Below are 14,201 nucleotides of genomic sequence, written 5' to 3' on the forward strand. Positions count from 1 at the left end.
TGGCGCCGTGGAGATTCCGCACACCGAAGGGGTATTCGGCGGCGGCTCCGGGGGACGGCGCTTCACGCCGCGCTGAGCACCTGGCGATCGCCGAGCGGCGCCCGCAGCGGCACCTCCAAGGTCCCGAACACCGCGATCATGGTGCACATGCGTCCCACCGCGTCGGCCCTGGTACCCGAGCGCAGTTCCACGATGACCGTCTTATCGGTCTCGGTCACGCTCGCGTCGACGCCATAGCATTCGGGCGCACCCGTTTGAAAATTCACCGCGATCTTGTCGTCGGCGACCCGCGTCCAGGACGTGAACGGAACCGGATGCGCTCCCACGATGGTCGGATCGGCGGTGAAGAGCCTGCCTTGATTCGCCCCGGAATCCTCGGTCGGCGTGCTCGGCGCGGAACTGCCGGGCGCCGACGAACTCGGCGAACCGGCATGGTCATGGGAGGCGCCGCATCCCGCGACGGCCGCCCCGGCGAGTAGAGCGGCGAGGGCTGCGGTGATTCGTGCTCCCGTGGTCCGATGCATGGACACAACCCTAAACGAGCCGATTCCGGCGCGGACGGGTTGTCCCAGCAATCGACTCCGGGCGGTCGGTATCCATGTGCGGCAAGTGAACACGGCGGCGAAGCACAATCAGTGAACTTTCCGCGAACCCTGCGCGTAATCCTTCCGAGTGCACTACTCGGGCAGTATGGTCGGCCCCGATGCGCGCCACGGGATTTCGGCGGGCGTCGATGTCGGATGCTCTGCACAGTAACTCTTCGAAAGGAACATCGTGGGCGACACGCTGCGCGTAGGCGAAGAACTGGGACTGGGTCAGTCCCTCACCGGCGGTGCTTACACCCTCACCCTGCAGTCGGACGGCAACCTGGTGCTGTCGGAGCCGGACGGAAATGTGGTGTGGTCCACGCTGACTCACGATCAGGGTGTCGAGCGGGCCACCTTGCAGACCGACGGCAACTTCGTGCTGTACAAGGGTGAGGGCGCCGCCTGGTCCACCGAGACCAACGGACATTCCGCGGACCGACTCGTCGTGCAGGCCGACCGCAACGTGGTGCTCTACGGCCCCGACGGCGGCGCGGTGTGGGCCTCGGGTACCCAGACCGATAACCCGCTGCCCGCCCCGGAGCCGGTCGCGGAAGCCGCGCCGGTCGTCGAAGAGGTTCCGCCCCCGCCGCCCGCCCCCGCCGCGCAGACCTACACGGTCGAGCCGGGTGACACCCTGTGGGCCATCGCCGAGCGCTTCTACGGCGACGGCAACCGCTACCAGGAGATCGCCGACGCGAGCGGGATCGGCAACCCGGACGCGATCAACATCGGCCAGGTGCTGACCATCCCGTAAGTCCGGGATGGGATCCGTCCGAGGACTAGATGACGTGGGACCCCGGAGCTAGCACTCGGGGTCCCACGTCCTCGGATGGTTGGTCCTTCAGTAGCGCATGGCGTAAGAAAGCTTGCGCCACAGCGATTTCTTACGTTGGGCGGCCTTGAAGCGATCGTCCTCTTCGAGGACCTTGGTCGCCTCGGCCACCCTTCGCTTGGATTCCGCGATCGCCTCTTCCACCGGCATCACCGTGTCGAGGCCGAAAATATCGATGATCTTGGTTACCCGTTCCTCGACCGAGCCGCCGACCACCTCGTAAGGCAATCCGAGCTCGCGGATCACCGCCAGCAGGCTGTCGTCGGAGAGATTGCGGAACGGTTCGGATACCGGCCGATGACCATCCGCCTTCATCGGAAACTCCACCGGCAGATGGACATACGCGTCGTAGAGCTGGCCCGCTCTCGCCTTCACGATATCGCCGACGATATCGGTGTATTCGCGCAGCGGCTTCTTGCGCCCGATACCCGCCGCCGCCTTGATGACGCGCAGCGCGAAACCGGCGCCCGGATTGATGCCGACCGCCATCCGGGCCGTGCCGTACACCCACTCGTGCACCACGGAGCCATCGGAAATGAAAGAGCCGTCGACGGATTCGTTGTGTACTCGCTCCTCGAACCGGCGCAACCCGAGCTGGAGCAATCCGATCGAATCGAGTTCCATCACGGTCTTGCCGGGCGCCAGATCCACCAGCAGTTCACGCGAGGTGAGCGCGTGTGTGCGCGGGATGCCGGTCGCGATCGACAGTGCCTCGGTGGTGGTGCTCTTACCGGTGCCGTAGGTGCCGGATATGGCCAGCTTGATGTGGTCGCGTTGCTGTCCGCCGACTAGGTACACGGTCTTGTCTCCGATCGATCAACGCTCATGCCTGCGCGACGCTTCCTCGTCGTCGCGCAGGACTTCCCAGCCCCGTTCCCGGGCAACCGATTCCAGTGCGGGATCCACCGGAACCACGGCCGGATGGCCGACGCTCTCCAGTACGGGCACATCGCTGATGTGGTCACCGAAGCCGAAATCGCCCGCCAGGTCGTGATCCGGATACCCGGATACGAAGGACTCGACCTCGGCGCGTTTGGCGGCGCCGATGAGGGATTTGCGCACCGCGCCGGTGAAGACGCCGTCGTGCTCCTCCAGGTCGGTGCACAGTACCGCGGCGCAGCCGAGCTCATATTCGATCGGCCGCAGGCAGGCACGGAAGGAGCCGGAGACGAGCACCGTCTCGACCCCCTCCGCGCGCAACGCACGCAGCCGTTCCACCACCGACGCGCGGTACAGGCCCCCGGCCCGCAGCGCGTCGTGCCAGGCCACGGCCGCGGTATCGACCTCGCGCACCGGAATCCCCGACCAGAGCAGGTAATAGCTCCGGTTCAGGGTTTCCCGGTCCGCGCCGGTTTCGGCCAGGCGTTGCATGCGCGTCCGATGAGTGGACAGCACCTCGGTGCGCCGTGTCGTCTCGAAGAAGTACTCCCCGAAATGATGCAGCGTGCTGACCCGCAGCAGGGTGTGGTCCACATCGGTGAACGCGAAGCGCGGCCTGGTCGCCAGCATGGTCAGGCCACCGGCGCGGGCACGTCGGCGGTATTTTCGGTGGGTACACCGGGCGTCGCCAGCGCGGCCTCGTCCAGGTCGCGGCTGCGCAGCGTGGTGAAGGCGATGACGCCGGAGACGGCCGCGAGCACCGCGGCCAGCACCATGGCGTTGTGCAGCCCACTGACGAACGCGGACTCCGCGGCCGCGCGCACCGCACCGGCGGCCGCACCCAGTTCGTCGGTCGCGACCACCGAGGGTCCGCCCGCCGCCACCGCGTCGCCCGCCTCGGCGGCCTTGTCCCCGAAAACGTTTCGTGCCGTCTCCGAGTCGGCGAAGGCGCCGCCCACCCGGTTCTGGAAGAAGGCGCCGACCGCGGCGATGCCGATGGCCAGGCCGGCCTGCTGGAAGGTCTCGTTGATACCGGAGGCCGCGCCCGCCTTGTCCGGGGTGGTCACCGCGATGGAGAAGGCCGCACGCGGCGGGTTGAAGAAGCCCATGCCCAGACCGATGAGCACCATGCCGGGGATCAGTGCGGTCCAGGAGTCGCCGACGTCCACCATCAGTACGGCGAGCAGGCCGGCCGCGATGAGCAACTGCGAGGCGCCGACCAGCACGGCGGGCGGCAGCTTGGCGACCAGGCTGCCCGCGACCGCCGCGGCTACGAACAGCAGCAGGGTCAGCGGCAGGAAGCGGACGCCGCTGGCGAAGGCCGAGTGGCCGAGCAGGTTCTGCACATAGGAGATCAGCAGGAACAACGCGGGCATCACCGACAGCGCGCACAACGCCGTCACCGCGGACAGGCCGTTGAAGGTTCGGTTGTCGAAGAGCGTCAGGTCGAACATGGCCCGGCCCGGCCGGGTGATCTGGAGCGCGCCGAATACGACGAGCAGCAGCACCGCGAATACGAAGCAGCCGATGATCCTGGCGCTGCCCCAGCCGTCCTGCTGGCCCCGCATGAAGCCGAGTACCAGGAAGAACAGACCGGCGGAGAAGGTGACCATACCCGGCCAGTCGACGGGCGGCGGTGTGTCACTGCGGGATTCGCGCATCTTCAGGTAGCCGACCACCAACGCCGCGATCGTCACCGGGACGTTGATCAGGAAGATCCAGCGCCAGCCCCAGGACTCGGTGAGGCCACCGCCGATCAGCGGGCCGAAGGCGATGGCCAGACCGGCCACGCCACCGAAGACGCCGAAGGCCATACCGCGGTCCTTGCCACGGAATTCGTGTCCGAGCAGAGCCGGTCCGACGGCGAAAAGGATCGCGCCGCCGAGACCCTGCACGAAGCGCGCCACGATCAGGGTCAGATCGTTCGGGGCGAGGCCGCAGGCGAGCGACGAGAGCACGAAGATGACGAGCCCGGCGTCGAAGACCTTCTTGCGGCCGATCCGGTCGGCCAGCGAGCCCGCGGCGAGCAGGACCGCGGCCAGGCCGAGCGCGTAGGAGTCGAGGATCCACTGCAGCGAGGAGAACGACGAATCGAACGCCGCGCGGATATCGGGTAGGGCGACATTGACTACCGTCAGGTCGAGCATGAGCATGAAGGTCGCCAGCGCGACGACCACCAGCGTCCATATCGCGCTGTCGGAGCGCTGTTCATCTGTTTTGGCACCGGGTGTTGCCATTGGATTACCCTTCTGATTTCCACGCGTGGCAGTAGCGGGTGTGTCAAGCTGCTTCGATCGCGGCACTTACCGCGTCCGGGACGGGGATGACCTGCGGTAGCTGATACATGCCGGTCACCCGAGTGACGATTTCTTCCAGCGGGCCCCCTATCACCAGATAGGGGATTGTGGTTTCGTGCAGGGTCTGTAACAGGATCTGATCGGTGACCGCGCGGAATTCGGATTCGTCCGCGACGGCCTCCGGATCCATCCGGAGATGCACGATCCCGTCGTAGGTGGTATTGGCGCGACGGACCACGATGCCCGCGTGCGCGACCAGATAGCGCTGTTCGAAGACGCGGAACGGCAGATCTTGCGGGCGGCGCAGCCAGTGGCCGAGGCGGCGGGTCCGCCGCAAGGCCTCGGCGATCGCCCATTCGTGCAGAACCGAACCGTCCGAAACGAATCCGGGTCCCAGCCTCGCCTCCGAATCGACCCGCTGCTCGAAGCCGCGCATCGGGGCGTCGACCGTGGCGGCCAGCCTACGGTCGGCTACCGGTGCGGCGAGTTCGGGCGAGATGGTTGCGTACGACAATCCGGTGGCCAGCGACAACGCGGTACAGACCGCGGTTTTGCCACTTCCTGGCGCACCGGTGACGGCTAGTCGTAGCGCGGGTGAATCCTTCATCGGGGGTCCTCGTATCGCGGTGATCGATCCGCGGAACTCGCGCCGGGCGTGCGAATGACACGACTCGCTCGGAGTTGCTTCACAATGTCAGCCGAAATCTAGTAATCAAACGATAACTTGTCAATATTTGGTCATGGTAACTTGATGAACATGATGGCCAGACTGAGTGCGGCCGAGCGCCGCGAGAGGATTCTGGAGGCCGCCGGGCGGGCTTTCGCACGGGGCGGCTATGCCGGGACCAGCACAGATTTGGTCGCGCTGGAAGCGGGCGTCTCGCAGCCGTATGTGGTGCGCATGTTCGGCAGTAAGGCGGACCTCTTCCAGGAAGTATTCGACCGGGCGGTCGAGGAGATGATCTCAGCATTCGCCGTGCAGCTCGACGACCCGGCGGCGGCGACGGCGCCGGATGTCTGGGACCGACTCGGCTCGGTGTACAGCCAGCTGGTCGAGGACCGGGATGTGCTGGTGGTGCTGCTGCAGGGCTTCAGCGCGGCGGCCGCGCACCCGCAGATCGCCGCGGCCGCTCGGCGCTGCGTGGTGACCCTGTTCCACCTGCTGGTGGAGCGCACCGGCAGCCCGCCGCAGCAGGTGCAGCAGTTCATCGCCAACGGCATGTTGCTCAACGCTCTGCTCGCGATGGACGCACCGGAGCACGCCGAGGAGGAACCGGCGCTGGCAGCACTCGCCGACTGCGCGCTCGGCCAGCACACCGGGTACACCTACGGCCCTTCAGTCCGGAAGTTGATGGGCCAGTAGACAGGATCCGGTCACGCCCTGGAACTCCTTGATCAGCAGGTCCGCGCTGCGCCAGCGCTGACCACCCCGGTCGATGACCGAGGTGCGCCGGATTTCCACGGTGCCGTCGAAGGATTCATCCGAGGGCCTGCTCGGGCCGTCGGTGACGAACTCCAGCTTGCGCATCCAGAGCGTATTGCTGCTCGTGCGGTTCAGCCCATCCATTTGGTAGAGCAGGATCTGGGAGAGCTGGGCCGCGCCGACCACCGCGTCGATCGGCGACACCGAGTTCCAGTAGGCGGATTCGGCGCCGACGTACCCGCCCTCGACGCCGGTGCGCACCTGCTGTCTGCCGGTGATCCTGGTCGCGGAGGTATCCACAGTGAGGTCGGCGGCGGTCAGTGTGTGGTCCTTGACGCCATTGAGGTAGTAATGCGGCGCCGGACCGTAGATATCACCGAGGTTCTCGATCCGATCGGTGCCCGGCACGGTCATGGCGCCGGCCCCGGTGGGATGCACCATGGTCAGGGCGCCCGTGAGGTTGCCGACCTGGAACTTGAAGCTTGTCTCGGATTCGTCGTCCTCGGTATCCGTCGTGGCCGTGATCGACGCGGTTACCGGAATGCGCTCGAGATCCTCGTGCGGGTGGGCACCCGCACGCACCGTGGCCTGGCGGACCCACATGCGTGACGCTTCGGCGGCGCTGAGGTCGCGGGCGTGGGTGAGTGCGGCGTCGCAGAGCGAGGTGGCCAGCATGATGGTGTCCACGCTGCTCACATGCGGCACCAGCTCACCATGCTTCTTACGTGACCAGGCCGCGGGGTAGTTGAGTCGAGCGGTGCCGGAGTGTTCGGTACCGGGCTGGGTCGATCTGCTGATCCGGAGCTGCGACAGCTCGGGGCAGACCTTCTTGTAGCCCTCGCCGAAGTAACGATCGGACCGCGGTCCTAGGGGCTCGTCATAGCTGGAAAATGAAACGGTCATCGCACAACACTTTCGAAGAGCGTGTAGAGAATTGGATCAGGCGACCTGAGGAAGGTCGAAAACCTGTCCGGCGTAAGACAGGCCGGCGCCGAAGGACACCTGCAGGGCAAGTTGTCCCGGCTTGGCGCGACCCGATGACACCAGGTCGTCGATGGCAAGCGGAAGTGCGGCGGCAGAGGTGTTTCCGGCGCGCCGGACATCGTCCGCGATAACCACCGAATCGTCCTGCCAGCCCAGTTTGCGAGCCACCCCGTCGATAATTCGTAAATTCGCCTGATGCGGAACGAACACTTCTACATCGGACAGCGAAATACCGCCTGCGGCGGCGATTTCGGAAACTATTTTGGGTACCGCGGCGGTGGCCCAGCGAAATACCTCGGTGCCTTCCATTTTCAGGAAGGGCGTCGGCGTATCGACGGGGTTCGCACGCTGCTGCTCCCAGGTCGGTTCTTGGCGGATCAGGTGTGACTGCTCGCCGTGGCTGCCCCAGACCGTCCGGCGGATGTGACCGGATTCGGTACGTGTGATCAGGGCGGCACCCGCGCCGTCACCGAAGATCGGAGCTACCGAGCGCTCCCGGAGATCGATGACGTGGCTGAGCTTCTCGGCGCCGATGACCAGAATAGTGTCGGCCTGTCCGGAATTGATGAGTGCGGTGGCCTGGCCGATGCCGTGGGCATATCCGGAACACCCCGCGGAAATGTCGAATGCGGCGGGCCGGTCGCAGCCGAGGGCTGCGGCGATAATGGGCGCGGCGGCCGGAGTCTGATTCAGATGGGTCGAGGTCGCCAGCATTACGACATCGACCTGGCGGGCCGACATATCGGCGGCCGCGAGAGCTGATTGAGCGGCCTGTATGGCCATGGAAATTACTGTTTCATGTCCCCCTGCGAATCTTCGTTCAGTAATTCCGGTCCGCGTTAATATCCAATCTTCGTCCACCCCTAATTCAGGGGCGAGTTCGGAATTGGAAACGATTCGATCGGGCCGGTAGGTTCCGATCGTCAACATTCCGGCGGATAAGGCCGTCATATTTCCACCCCCGAGAGGTGTTCTGTGTCATTTATGTATGAATCAATGTATCACTCTGTGTGAATTCACGAATCAGATCACATGGCTATAACGCCTGTATAACAGTGGGATGTGACGAAGGTCACGTTTTTTCATAGGGCATTGACATCGCTCGATTACTGACTCTTGGCTGGGCCGTCGTCTATCGATAGCGCTGAGTTAACTATCGTCCGATGCTTTACGGCATCAGAGGGGGATTGCGGGGCGGGCGGACGCATTATGCGAAGTGTTCACCGGGTTCGCCGTCCGCGTGGCGGCTGCCCATCGATAGCTGACTATTTCCTAACCGATGGGTAGTTCGGATTGCTGCCGCATCCGTCCGGCGGATATATCAACGGCGGGAGCCCGGGTGCTGGGCACCCGGGCTCCCGCCGCGGTGGATGTAGGGGCTTGCGCCCCGTTCGAGCCGAGCCGGTTACCGGCTGGTAAATGGGAGCAGTGCCATCTCGCGGGCATTCTTCACCGCGACGGCGACCTGCCGTTGTTGCTGTGGGGTAAGTCCCGTCACGCGCCGGCTGCGGATCTTGCCGCGATCGGAGATGAACGTGCGCAGCAGGTTCACGTCCTTGTAGTCGACGGTCTCGATCCCCGCGGCGATCAGCGGGTTCTTCTTCGGACGACGGGCCTGTTCGGCGCGGACCTTCTTCGACGGTGCTCGCTTGACTGCCATGTCAGGGTTCCTTCTGCGGGTATCGGTGGTTTCTTACCAGCTCGACTTGTGCACACCGGGAAGTTCGCCTCGGTGGGCCATCTCGCGCACGCGCACACGGGAGAGTCCGAACTTGCGGAGGTGACCGCGCGGACGTCCGTCCGCGGCGTCCCGATTGCGCAATCGTACCGGACTGGCATCGCGCGGCAGCCGCTGCAGCGCCGACTGCGCGACCGCTCGATCGGCGTCGGAAGTGGCCGGATCGCGGATGAGTTCCTTGAGTTCGGCGCGCCGCGTGGCGTAGCGCGCGACGATGGCTTTGCGCTGCTCGTTGCGGGCGATCTTCGATTTCTTCGCCATCAGCGCTCCTCGCGGAAGTCGACATGCTTGCGCACGACGGGGTCGTATTTGCGCAGCACCATCCGGTCCGGATCGTTGCGCCGGTTCTTGCGGGTCACGTAGGTGTAGCCGGTGCCCGCGGTGGACTTCAGTTTGATGATCGGTCGGATATCGGTGGACTTCGACGCCATGAAACGCTCCTAGATCTTGTCGCCCCGGGCCCTGATGCGTGCCACCACGGCCTCGATTCCGTCCCGGTCGATGGTCTTGATGCCCTTCGCGGAGACGGTCAGCGTGATGCGCCGGTCCTCGCTGGGCAGGTAGTAGGTCTTGCGCTGGATATTGGGGTTCCAGCGGCGGCTGGTCCGTGTGTGCGAGTGCGAGACGGACTTGCCGAAGCCGGGCTTGCGCCCGGTTACCTGGCAGTGGGCCGACATGCGGTCTCCCTCCGTTCGGGATGGCAGCCGGCGGAACCGGCGGGGCGGATAAGAGCAGATGACAATCATTTTCGACAACAGCTGTTCCGGACTGTACTCTCGACTCACGGCAAATGAAAATCGTTATCGAAAGGGGTTCCGGTGGATGTGCCTGATCCCGCCCTGATCCCGCCCGAGCCCGATCGCCGGACGCCGGTCGTGCTGGTCACGGGCTTCAGCGAAGGTGCGACCGCGGGTGTGGAGCGCCTTGCCTCGGCACTGCTCGCCGGTCCGGGCACCGTGGTCGTCCGGCACGAATTGAGCGAGCTGCGCGAGGGCATCGTGCACCGCACGGTGCGCTACGCCGAAGGCTCCACGACGGCGACCGTGCTCGAGCTGGCGCACGGTTGCGTTTCCTGCACGCTGCGCGCCGATCTGCTGCCGCTGCTGACCGTATTGTCCGCCCGGGATTCGGTGGATCGCATTGTGCTGGCGCTGGATCCGGCCTTCGAGGCGGAGGCGGTGTGCCAGGCGATCCAGGACGTGGTGGTCACCGGCGTGGTCGGCCGCGTCGACGGACCGGCCGGGCGTGACGTTCGCATCGAGGCGGTCCTCGCCTGCCTGGACGGCCGCAGTTGGCTGGCGGACGCGACCGGCGAGGAGACCCTGGCCGAGCGCGGGCTCGCTGCCGCGGATGACGACCGCACGGTGGCGCAGGTCGCGGTCGGACAGGTCGACTTCGCCGACGCCGTAGTCGCCCTCGGCCCCGCGGTCGACGAGCTGGACCGGGATCGGCTGGACGCGGTGCTGTCCCGGTTGGCGCCGCAGGCGCCGGTCGCCTGGATCGATGACCTGGATTCCTTCGGCCCGCTCGAGGTCGAGGCGCTGCTGGCACGGATCCCCGCGCAATCCCGGCGCGGCCGGATCTTCGACGCGCACGAACCGCTGCTGCGTGGGCAGCCGCCGCTCGGTACCGAGCACGGGGTGACGCTGTTCGAGTTCGCGGCGAGCAGGCCGTTCCATCCCGAGCGCCTGCACGAGGCACTCGACGTGCTGTTCGACGGCGTGGTGACCGCGCGCGGACGAATGTGGCTGGCCACCCAGCCCGACGAGGTGGTGTGGCTCGAGTCCGCGGGAGGTGGACTGCGGGTCGGCGGCGCGGGGCGCTGGCTGGCCGCGCTGAGCGATCGCGAACTCGAACAGGCCGATCCGGCCCGGCGGGCGCTGGCGGCACTGCGCTGGGACGAACGCTTCGGCGACCGGGACATCTCGCTGGTGATTCTGGCGCACGACGCCGACCCGGCCGAGATCCGCCAGGCACTGCACTGGGCGCTGGTCGAGGACGACGAGCTGCGCCTGGTCGAACGGGCCCCCGAACGGGTGGCGCGGTGGGAGGACCCCTTCGGCGAATGGCACGCCGACCCGTGCGGGGACGGTGAGCCGACCGAGGTCGGGCAGCCGAAGAGTCAGACAGGAGAAGGAAAGTGAAGGCAGGAATTCATCCGGACTATCACCCGGTGGTATTCGAGGACTCGAGCACCGGCAAGCGGTTTCTCACCAGGTCCACCGCCACCAGCGCGCGCACCGTGGAGTGGGAGGACGGCAATAGCTATCCGCTGCTCGTGGTCGACGTGACGGCCGACTCGCACCCGTTCTGGACCGGCGCGCACCGCGTGCTGGACACCCAGGGCCGGGTGGAGAAGTTCGAGCGCAAGTACGGCAGGCGCGTGCGCGCGGGCGGGGAGGTCTGACATGGCGGTCCCGAAGCGGAAGATGTCGCGCTCGAATACCCGCAGCCGTCGCGCCCAGTGGAAGGCGACCCCGCCGGACCTGGTCCCCGTCACCGTCGCGGGCGTCACGCACCAGGTGCCGCGCCGCCTGCTGCAAGCAGTGCGCCGCGGTCTGATCGACCTGGACCGGATGTAGAAACCGTCCGGATCGGCTCGTCTGACAGCATCCGGAACGCAGCCGCGTCCGGATCAGGCGCGCCTGACGTGAGCGGGGGTGGCGGCGGGCTCCGCTCGGCCCGCTTTCGGCGGGGCGGCGGGCTGACCACCGTTCAACCGTCCGCCCCCAACCCAGCCCCGCACGGAGCGAGTCTTACGAGCGACCCGTTCGCGGCCGTCTCGCTGCCGAAGCGCACGCGACGAAGTCGCAAGTCTCGGCCGCTCGGCAGCGAGACATCCAGGGCCGCGAACGGGTCGCGCCCGCGCGGCCAAAACTTCAGCCTTCTTTGGCGGCCAATTCCACCAGGGTGGCGGCGAGCTGGAAGAACTTGTTGCCGCCCAGGTCGGCGATCGTCTTGATCTTCAGTGCCTCCAGCGCCTTGTCGTGTTCGGGGGTGAGGCCGGCCAGTGCCGAGGGCGGGGCGGACAGGATCTCCTTCAGCGGCTTGTTCTCGTACGTCTTGTCGAGCACCTTGTCGAGCACCACATTGACGGCCATGCGAACTCCTTCGGATGAACCTGAATGGGTGGCGTCCGGACGTCGTCCGTCCGCTTCCTGCCAGCCGACGATAACGCGCTCGGCGATGTCGTGGGTGCTGAACGCGCCGGGTGATCGAGGATGGGCCGCAAGCCTCCGCGCACCGCTTGGCGAACGATTCGGACGGTATTGATCGTGATATTGAGGCTATCGACTGGCAAACGATGTGTTGCGCGTCACATGGAACTATTCCGGGTGTGCTGCTTGCGATGCGATAGCTAGCAGGTGAAATGCATACCGAGAGTTGGATTTTGGTAGCCGTAAAAGTCCTGCCGAAGTGATGAAATCGTGCCCCTGCGCCTGTACCCTCATGCGAGAGGGCGGGTTCTCACGGTTTCCGTGAGAACCCGCTCATCGCCAAGGATCCCCGCACGTCGGCTGCGGTCTCTGCTCCCGAATCCGTTTCTTCGCAGCGCTATTCGTGTGCCGATGACGAGTGCGGGATTCATTCGCCCCAATCGTTTCGGCTCAACCGCCGTTCTCGGACGCGGCGCGCTGATCCGCTTCGTCACGACCGGGCAAACCGGGCAAGTCCGGCAATAGCGATTCCAGCCGGTTCAGTTGGGCCCCGACGAACTCCGCTGGACCCTCGATCAGCGACAGCGGCCACGGCCAGTGCCGCCCATCCAGTCGTTCCACCTCCTCGACCAGCTCGGCCGTCGTAGCCTCCAGTTCACTGATCTCCGTACGTAATTCACCGACCTGGGTGCGCAGCGCGGAGGTGTCCGCTTCCAGCGCATCGATCCGGTTCAGCGCCGCGGCCAACCCGTCCACCAACGTGCGGTTGCGGCCTTCGGCATCGGTGCCGAGCTGCGGCCAGCCCGCCAGCCCGGGCCCCCGCAGCTGAATCTGGATGTCACGCAGCACAGCGTCTTGTTCCGGCGTCACGTCCGGTTCCTCCTGTACGAAATCCCACTGGCCGAAGTCCACGGTCTCGGCCTCGTTGACATCGCAGACCACACCGCCGACGAGTACCTGGCGCCCGGTCTGGAAAATATTGCGGCGGGTCTCCACATTGGTTCCCGACCACGCGACGGTCTGCCAGGCCCACACCGCGCTACCCGCGTCCAGTGCCCGGCTCACCGACCAATAGCCACCGTAGATACCGACATTCGCGCCGCCGAGCACACTCGCCGCGCCGTTGAGGTAGTCGTCGATCCGCAGTTGATCCTGCGGTGTGGCGTCGAAATCGGCGGAGAAGTAGATCGGGCGATCGCGGCGCCCTCCGCAGCGCAGCACCTGGGCCAGGCCCGCCCGCGCGTCCACCACCCCTGCGGCGTAGCCGTCCAGCATACGGGTCGCGGTGGTCTCCCAATTGGAGACGATCGAAATGCCGTGTGCCCGAAGATCGTCCGCCTCCTCGGGCGTCAGCTGCTTACCCGGCAGACTGGGTCCGCCGGGGGTGAGATAACGCACCACGAAGTCGTATCCGGCCGCCCTGATGGCGGCGCCCCCCGGACGTCCACCGGCGTAGTCCAGGCCGAACCGCATGTCTCCCACTGTATGTCGGGCGCGAGCGGAATTCGGTCGTTTCGCCGGTCCGGCTCAGCGACTCGGTTCGGGCTCCACGGCGCGCGCGGGGGCCGGAGCGGGTCCCGCGGTGCGCCGATCGGGGGCGACCAGCACCGCGGTGATCGGAATCGCCAGCGAGAGCATGCCGATGACGAACATCGGCACCAGGAAGGTGAACAGATCTTCACCGTCGGGCACCGCGCCGCGCTGATCGATCCGAACATCCAGACCGGATAACCACAGGTAATGCGCACCGATGGTGGCAAGCCCGAACACCAGCGCCGCACCGACCATCGCGGATGCGGGCCACCGGTGCAGTACGAACCACAGTGTCGCGGTGGCTATCCCGATCAGGACCGCGATCGATCCCAGGGCGGGCAGCCACTGCGTCTCGACCGAACCGCGGGCCTGCACCGCATCCATCCCCACATACAGCATCAGGCCGAGTCCGCCGCCCATGGCCAGTGCGCACCCGAGCAGCCGCGGCACCTGCAGCGTCCGCCCGAGGAAGACCAGTCCGGCGAAGACCGCGAGCACGGCGAGGACGGCGGCACCGAGCATCCGTGGCACGTCATAGCGGAAGGTGGCTCCGCCCGGACCGCGGAGACCGAGCATCGACACGAAAACGGCCAGCCAGGTGCCGATTCCGCCGATGGAGACCGCCGCGGCCGCCAACCAGACCGTCCGGAACTTGGCCGTCACCGACTTGGTCGACTCCTTGATGCAGGTGAATCCGACCAGCGCACCCGCTGCCGAGACGATCACCGATAGGCCGAGTACCCAGTACCCCATTGCGAAATAGCTCATGC

At 66.2% G+C, this 14,201-nt stretch carries 19 protein-coding genes; 5 read left to right on the top strand and 14 right to left on the bottom strand.

Features of this window, described 5'->3' with window-relative positions; all coding sequences use genetic code 11:
- Nucleotides 1-62: 62 nt before the first annotated feature.
- Nucleotides 63-524 (bottom strand): hypothetical protein, encoded by a 462-nt coding sequence (locus tag AB0H61_RS27250; protein ID WP_357309902.1) that lies wholly within the window; start codon nt 522-524, stop codon nt 63-65.
- A 250-nt stretch (nt 525-774) separates the two neighbouring features.
- On the opposite strand from AB0H61_RS27250, the gene AB0H61_RS27255 reads away from it, so the two are divergent.
- The gene (locus AB0H61_RS27255) at nt 775-1,341 is read left to right on the top strand and encodes a LysM peptidoglycan-binding domain-containing protein (RefSeq protein WP_357309904.1); all 567 of its coding nucleotides are present in this window, start codon (nt 775-777) and stop codon (nt 1,339-1,341) included.
- An 87-nt stretch (nt 1,342-1,428) separates the two neighbouring features.
- Here AB0H61_RS27255 and AB0H61_RS27260 read toward each other — a convergent pair whose 3' ends face one another.
- From AB0H61_RS27260 to AB0H61_RS27275, 4 genes are read right to left on the bottom strand one after another with little or no spacing between them, the layout of a single operon-like run.
- Complete coding sequence (locus tag AB0H61_RS27260) at nt 1,429-2,217, bottom strand: AAA family ATPase (RefSeq protein ID WP_357309906.1); 789 nt, start codon at nt 2,215-2,217, stop codon at nt 1,429-1,431.
- A gap of 18 nt (nt 2,218-2,235) precedes the next feature.
- A complete protein-coding gene (locus AB0H61_RS27265) occupies nt 2,236-2,928 on the bottom strand; it encodes an HAD-IB family hydrolase (RefSeq protein WP_357309907.1) in 693 nt (230 codons plus the stop codon).
- A gap of 2 nt (nt 2,929-2,930) precedes the next feature.
- Complete coding sequence (locus tag AB0H61_RS27270) at nt 2,931-4,535, bottom strand: MFS transporter (protein ID WP_357309908.1); 1,605 nt, start codon at nt 4,533-4,535, stop codon at nt 2,931-2,933.
- 43 nt (nt 4,536-4,578) lie between these two features.
- Complete coding sequence (locus AB0H61_RS27275; RefSeq protein WP_357309910.1) at nt 4,579-5,202, bottom strand: hypothetical protein; 624 nt, start codon at nt 5,200-5,202, stop codon at nt 4,579-4,581.
- Nucleotides 5,203-5,352: 150 nt separating this feature from the next.
- Here AB0H61_RS27275 and AB0H61_RS27280 point away from each other — a divergent pair, with 150 nt between their 5' ends.
- The gene (locus tag AB0H61_RS27280; protein WP_357309912.1) at nt 5,353-5,958 is read left to right on the top strand and encodes a TetR/AcrR family transcriptional regulator; all 606 of its coding nucleotides are present in this window, start codon (nt 5,353-5,355) and stop codon (nt 5,956-5,958) included.
- Here the strand turns inward: AB0H61_RS27280 and AB0H61_RS27285 are convergent.
- From AB0H61_RS27285 to rpmB, 6 genes are all read right to left on the bottom strand, one after another.
- Nucleotides 5,932-6,921, bottom strand: coding sequence for an AvrD family protein (locus tag AB0H61_RS27285; RefSeq protein WP_357309914.1), 990 nt, complete (start codon nt 6,919-6,921; stop codon nt 5,932-5,934). The genes AB0H61_RS27280 and AB0H61_RS27285 overlap by 27 nt on opposite strands.
- 36 nt (nt 6,922-6,957) lie before the next feature.
- Nucleotides 6,958-7,953 carry a beta-ketoacyl-ACP synthase 3 gene (locus tag AB0H61_RS27290; protein ID WP_357309916.1) on the bottom strand — a complete coding sequence of 332 codons (996 nt, stop codon included), beginning with the start codon at nt 7,951-7,953 and terminating at the stop codon, nt 6,958-6,960.
- A gap of 454 nt (nt 7,954-8,407) precedes the next feature.
- Complete coding sequence (rpsR, locus tag AB0H61_RS27295) at nt 8,408-8,662, bottom strand: 30S ribosomal protein S18 (protein ID WP_011211513.1); 255 nt, start codon at nt 8,660-8,662, stop codon at nt 8,408-8,410.
- 33 nt (nt 8,663-8,695) lie between these two features.
- Nucleotides 8,696-9,001, bottom strand: coding sequence for a 30S ribosomal protein S14 (gene rpsN, locus AB0H61_RS27300; RefSeq protein WP_357309918.1), 306 nt, complete (start codon nt 8,999-9,001; stop codon nt 8,696-8,698).
- A complete protein-coding gene (rpmG, locus tag AB0H61_RS27305; protein WP_357309921.1) occupies nt 9,001-9,171 on the bottom strand; it encodes a 50S ribosomal protein L33 in 171 nt (56 codons plus the stop codon). Before rpmG ends, rpsN begins: the two co-directional genes overlap by 1 nt.
- A 9-nt stretch (nt 9,172-9,180) precedes the next feature.
- Nucleotides 9,181-9,417, bottom strand: coding sequence for a 50S ribosomal protein L28 (gene rpmB / locus AB0H61_RS27310; protein WP_357309923.1), 237 nt, complete (start codon nt 9,415-9,417; stop codon nt 9,181-9,183).
- Between the two features lie 141 nt (nt 9,418-9,558).
- Here rpmB and AB0H61_RS27315 point away from each other — a divergent pair, with 141 nt between their 5' ends.
- The 3 genes from AB0H61_RS27315 to rpmF are packed head-to-tail and all read left to right on the top strand — an operon-like array spanning nt 9,559 to nt 11,322.
- Nucleotides 9,559-10,884, top strand: a complete 1,326-nt coding sequence (locus AB0H61_RS27315; RefSeq protein ID WP_357309926.1) for a GTP-binding protein — start codon at nt 9,559-9,561, stop codon at nt 10,882-10,884.
- Nucleotides 10,881-11,147: a type B 50S ribosomal protein L31 gene (locus AB0H61_RS27320; protein ID WP_357309928.1), complete on the top strand. Its 267-nt coding sequence runs from the start codon at nt 10,881-10,883 to the stop codon at nt 11,145-11,147. The genes AB0H61_RS27315 and AB0H61_RS27320 overlap by 4 nt, the downstream gene beginning before the upstream one ends.
- Before the next feature lies 1 nt (nt 11,148).
- On the top strand, nt 11,149-11,322 hold the full coding sequence (gene rpmF / locus AB0H61_RS27325; RefSeq protein WP_357309931.1) for a 50S ribosomal protein L32: 174 nt from the start codon (nt 11,149-11,151) through the stop codon (nt 11,320-11,322).
- A gap of 297 nt (nt 11,323-11,619) precedes the next feature.
- Here the strand turns inward: rpmF and AB0H61_RS27330 are convergent, their stop codons facing one another.
- The 3 genes from AB0H61_RS27330 to AB0H61_RS27340 form a co-directional block, all read right to left on the bottom strand.
- Complete coding sequence (locus AB0H61_RS27330; RefSeq protein ID WP_357309933.1) at nt 11,620-11,841, bottom strand: hypothetical protein; 222 nt, start codon at nt 11,839-11,841, stop codon at nt 11,620-11,622.
- Nucleotides 11,842-12,348: 507 nt separating this feature from the next.
- Entirely contained in the window at nt 12,349-13,371 is a 1,023-nt protein-coding gene (locus tag AB0H61_RS27335; RefSeq protein WP_357309935.1) for a DUF1906 domain-containing protein, read from the bottom strand.
- A gap of 54 nt (nt 13,372-13,425) precedes the next feature.
- Nucleotides 13,426-14,199, bottom strand: coding sequence for an MHYT domain-containing protein (locus AB0H61_RS27340; RefSeq protein ID WP_357309937.1), 774 nt, complete (start codon nt 14,197-14,199; stop codon nt 13,426-13,428).
- Nucleotides 14,200-14,201: the final 2 nt, after the last annotated feature.

The sequence above is a fragment of the Nocardia sp. NPDC050710 genome, assembly GCF_040654375.1.
Classification (GTDB): domain Bacteria; phylum Actinomycetota; class Actinomycetes; order Mycobacteriales; family Mycobacteriaceae; genus Nocardia.

Coding starts and splice junctions, on each gene's coding strand:
- AB0H61_RS27250 (WP_357309902.1), bottom strand. CDS start 524: ATGCATCGGACCACGGGAGCACGAATCACCGCAGCCCTCGCCGCTCTA.
- AB0H61_RS27265 (WP_357309907.1), bottom strand. CDS start 2,928: ATGCTGGCGACCAGGCCGCGCTTCGCGTTCACCGATGTGGACCACACC.
- AB0H61_RS27270 (WP_357309908.1), bottom strand. CDS start 4,535: ATGGCAACACCCGGTGCCAAAACAGATGAACAGCGCTCCGACAGCGCG.
- AB0H61_RS27275 (WP_357309910.1), bottom strand. CDS start 5,202: ATGAAGGATTCACCCGCGCTACGACTAGCCGTCACCGGTGCGCCAGGA.
- AB0H61_RS27280 (WP_357309912.1), top strand. CDS start 5,353: ATGATGGCCAGACTGAGTGCGGCCGAGCGCCGCGAGAGGATTCTGGAG.
- AB0H61_RS27285 (WP_357309914.1), bottom strand. CDS start 6,921: ATGACCGTTTCATTTTCCAGCTATGACGAGCCCCTAGGACCGCGGTCC.
- AB0H61_RS27290 (WP_357309916.1), bottom strand. CDS start 7,953: ATGACGGCCTTATCCGCCGGAATGTTGACGATCGGAACCTACCGGCCC.
- rpsR (WP_011211513.1), bottom strand. CDS start 8,662: ATGGCAGTCAAGCGAGCACCGTCGAAGAAGGTCCGCGCCGAACAGGCC.
- rpsN (WP_357309918.1), bottom strand. CDS start 9,001: ATGGCGAAGAAATCGAAGATCGCCCGCAACGAGCAGCGCAAAGCCATC.
- rpmG (WP_357309921.1), bottom strand. CDS start 9,171: ATGGCGTCGAAGTCCACCGATATCCGACCGATCATCAAACTGAAGTCC.
- rpmB (WP_357309923.1), bottom strand. CDS start 9,417: ATGTCGGCCCACTGCCAGGTAACCGGGCGCAAGCCCGGCTTCGGCAAG.
- rpmF (WP_357309931.1), top strand. CDS start 11,149: ATGGCGGTCCCGAAGCGGAAGATGTCGCGCTCGAATACCCGCAGCCGT.
- AB0H61_RS27330 (WP_357309933.1), bottom strand. CDS start 11,841: ATGGCCGTCAATGTGGTGCTCGACAAGGTGCTCGACAAGACGTACGAG.
- AB0H61_RS27335 (WP_357309935.1), bottom strand. CDS start 13,371: ATGCGGTTCGGCCTGGACTACGCCGGTGGACGTCCGGGGGGCGCCGCC.
- AB0H61_RS27340 (WP_357309937.1), bottom strand. CDS start 14,199: ATGAGCTATTTCGCAATGGGGTACTGGGTACTCGGCCTATCGGTGATC.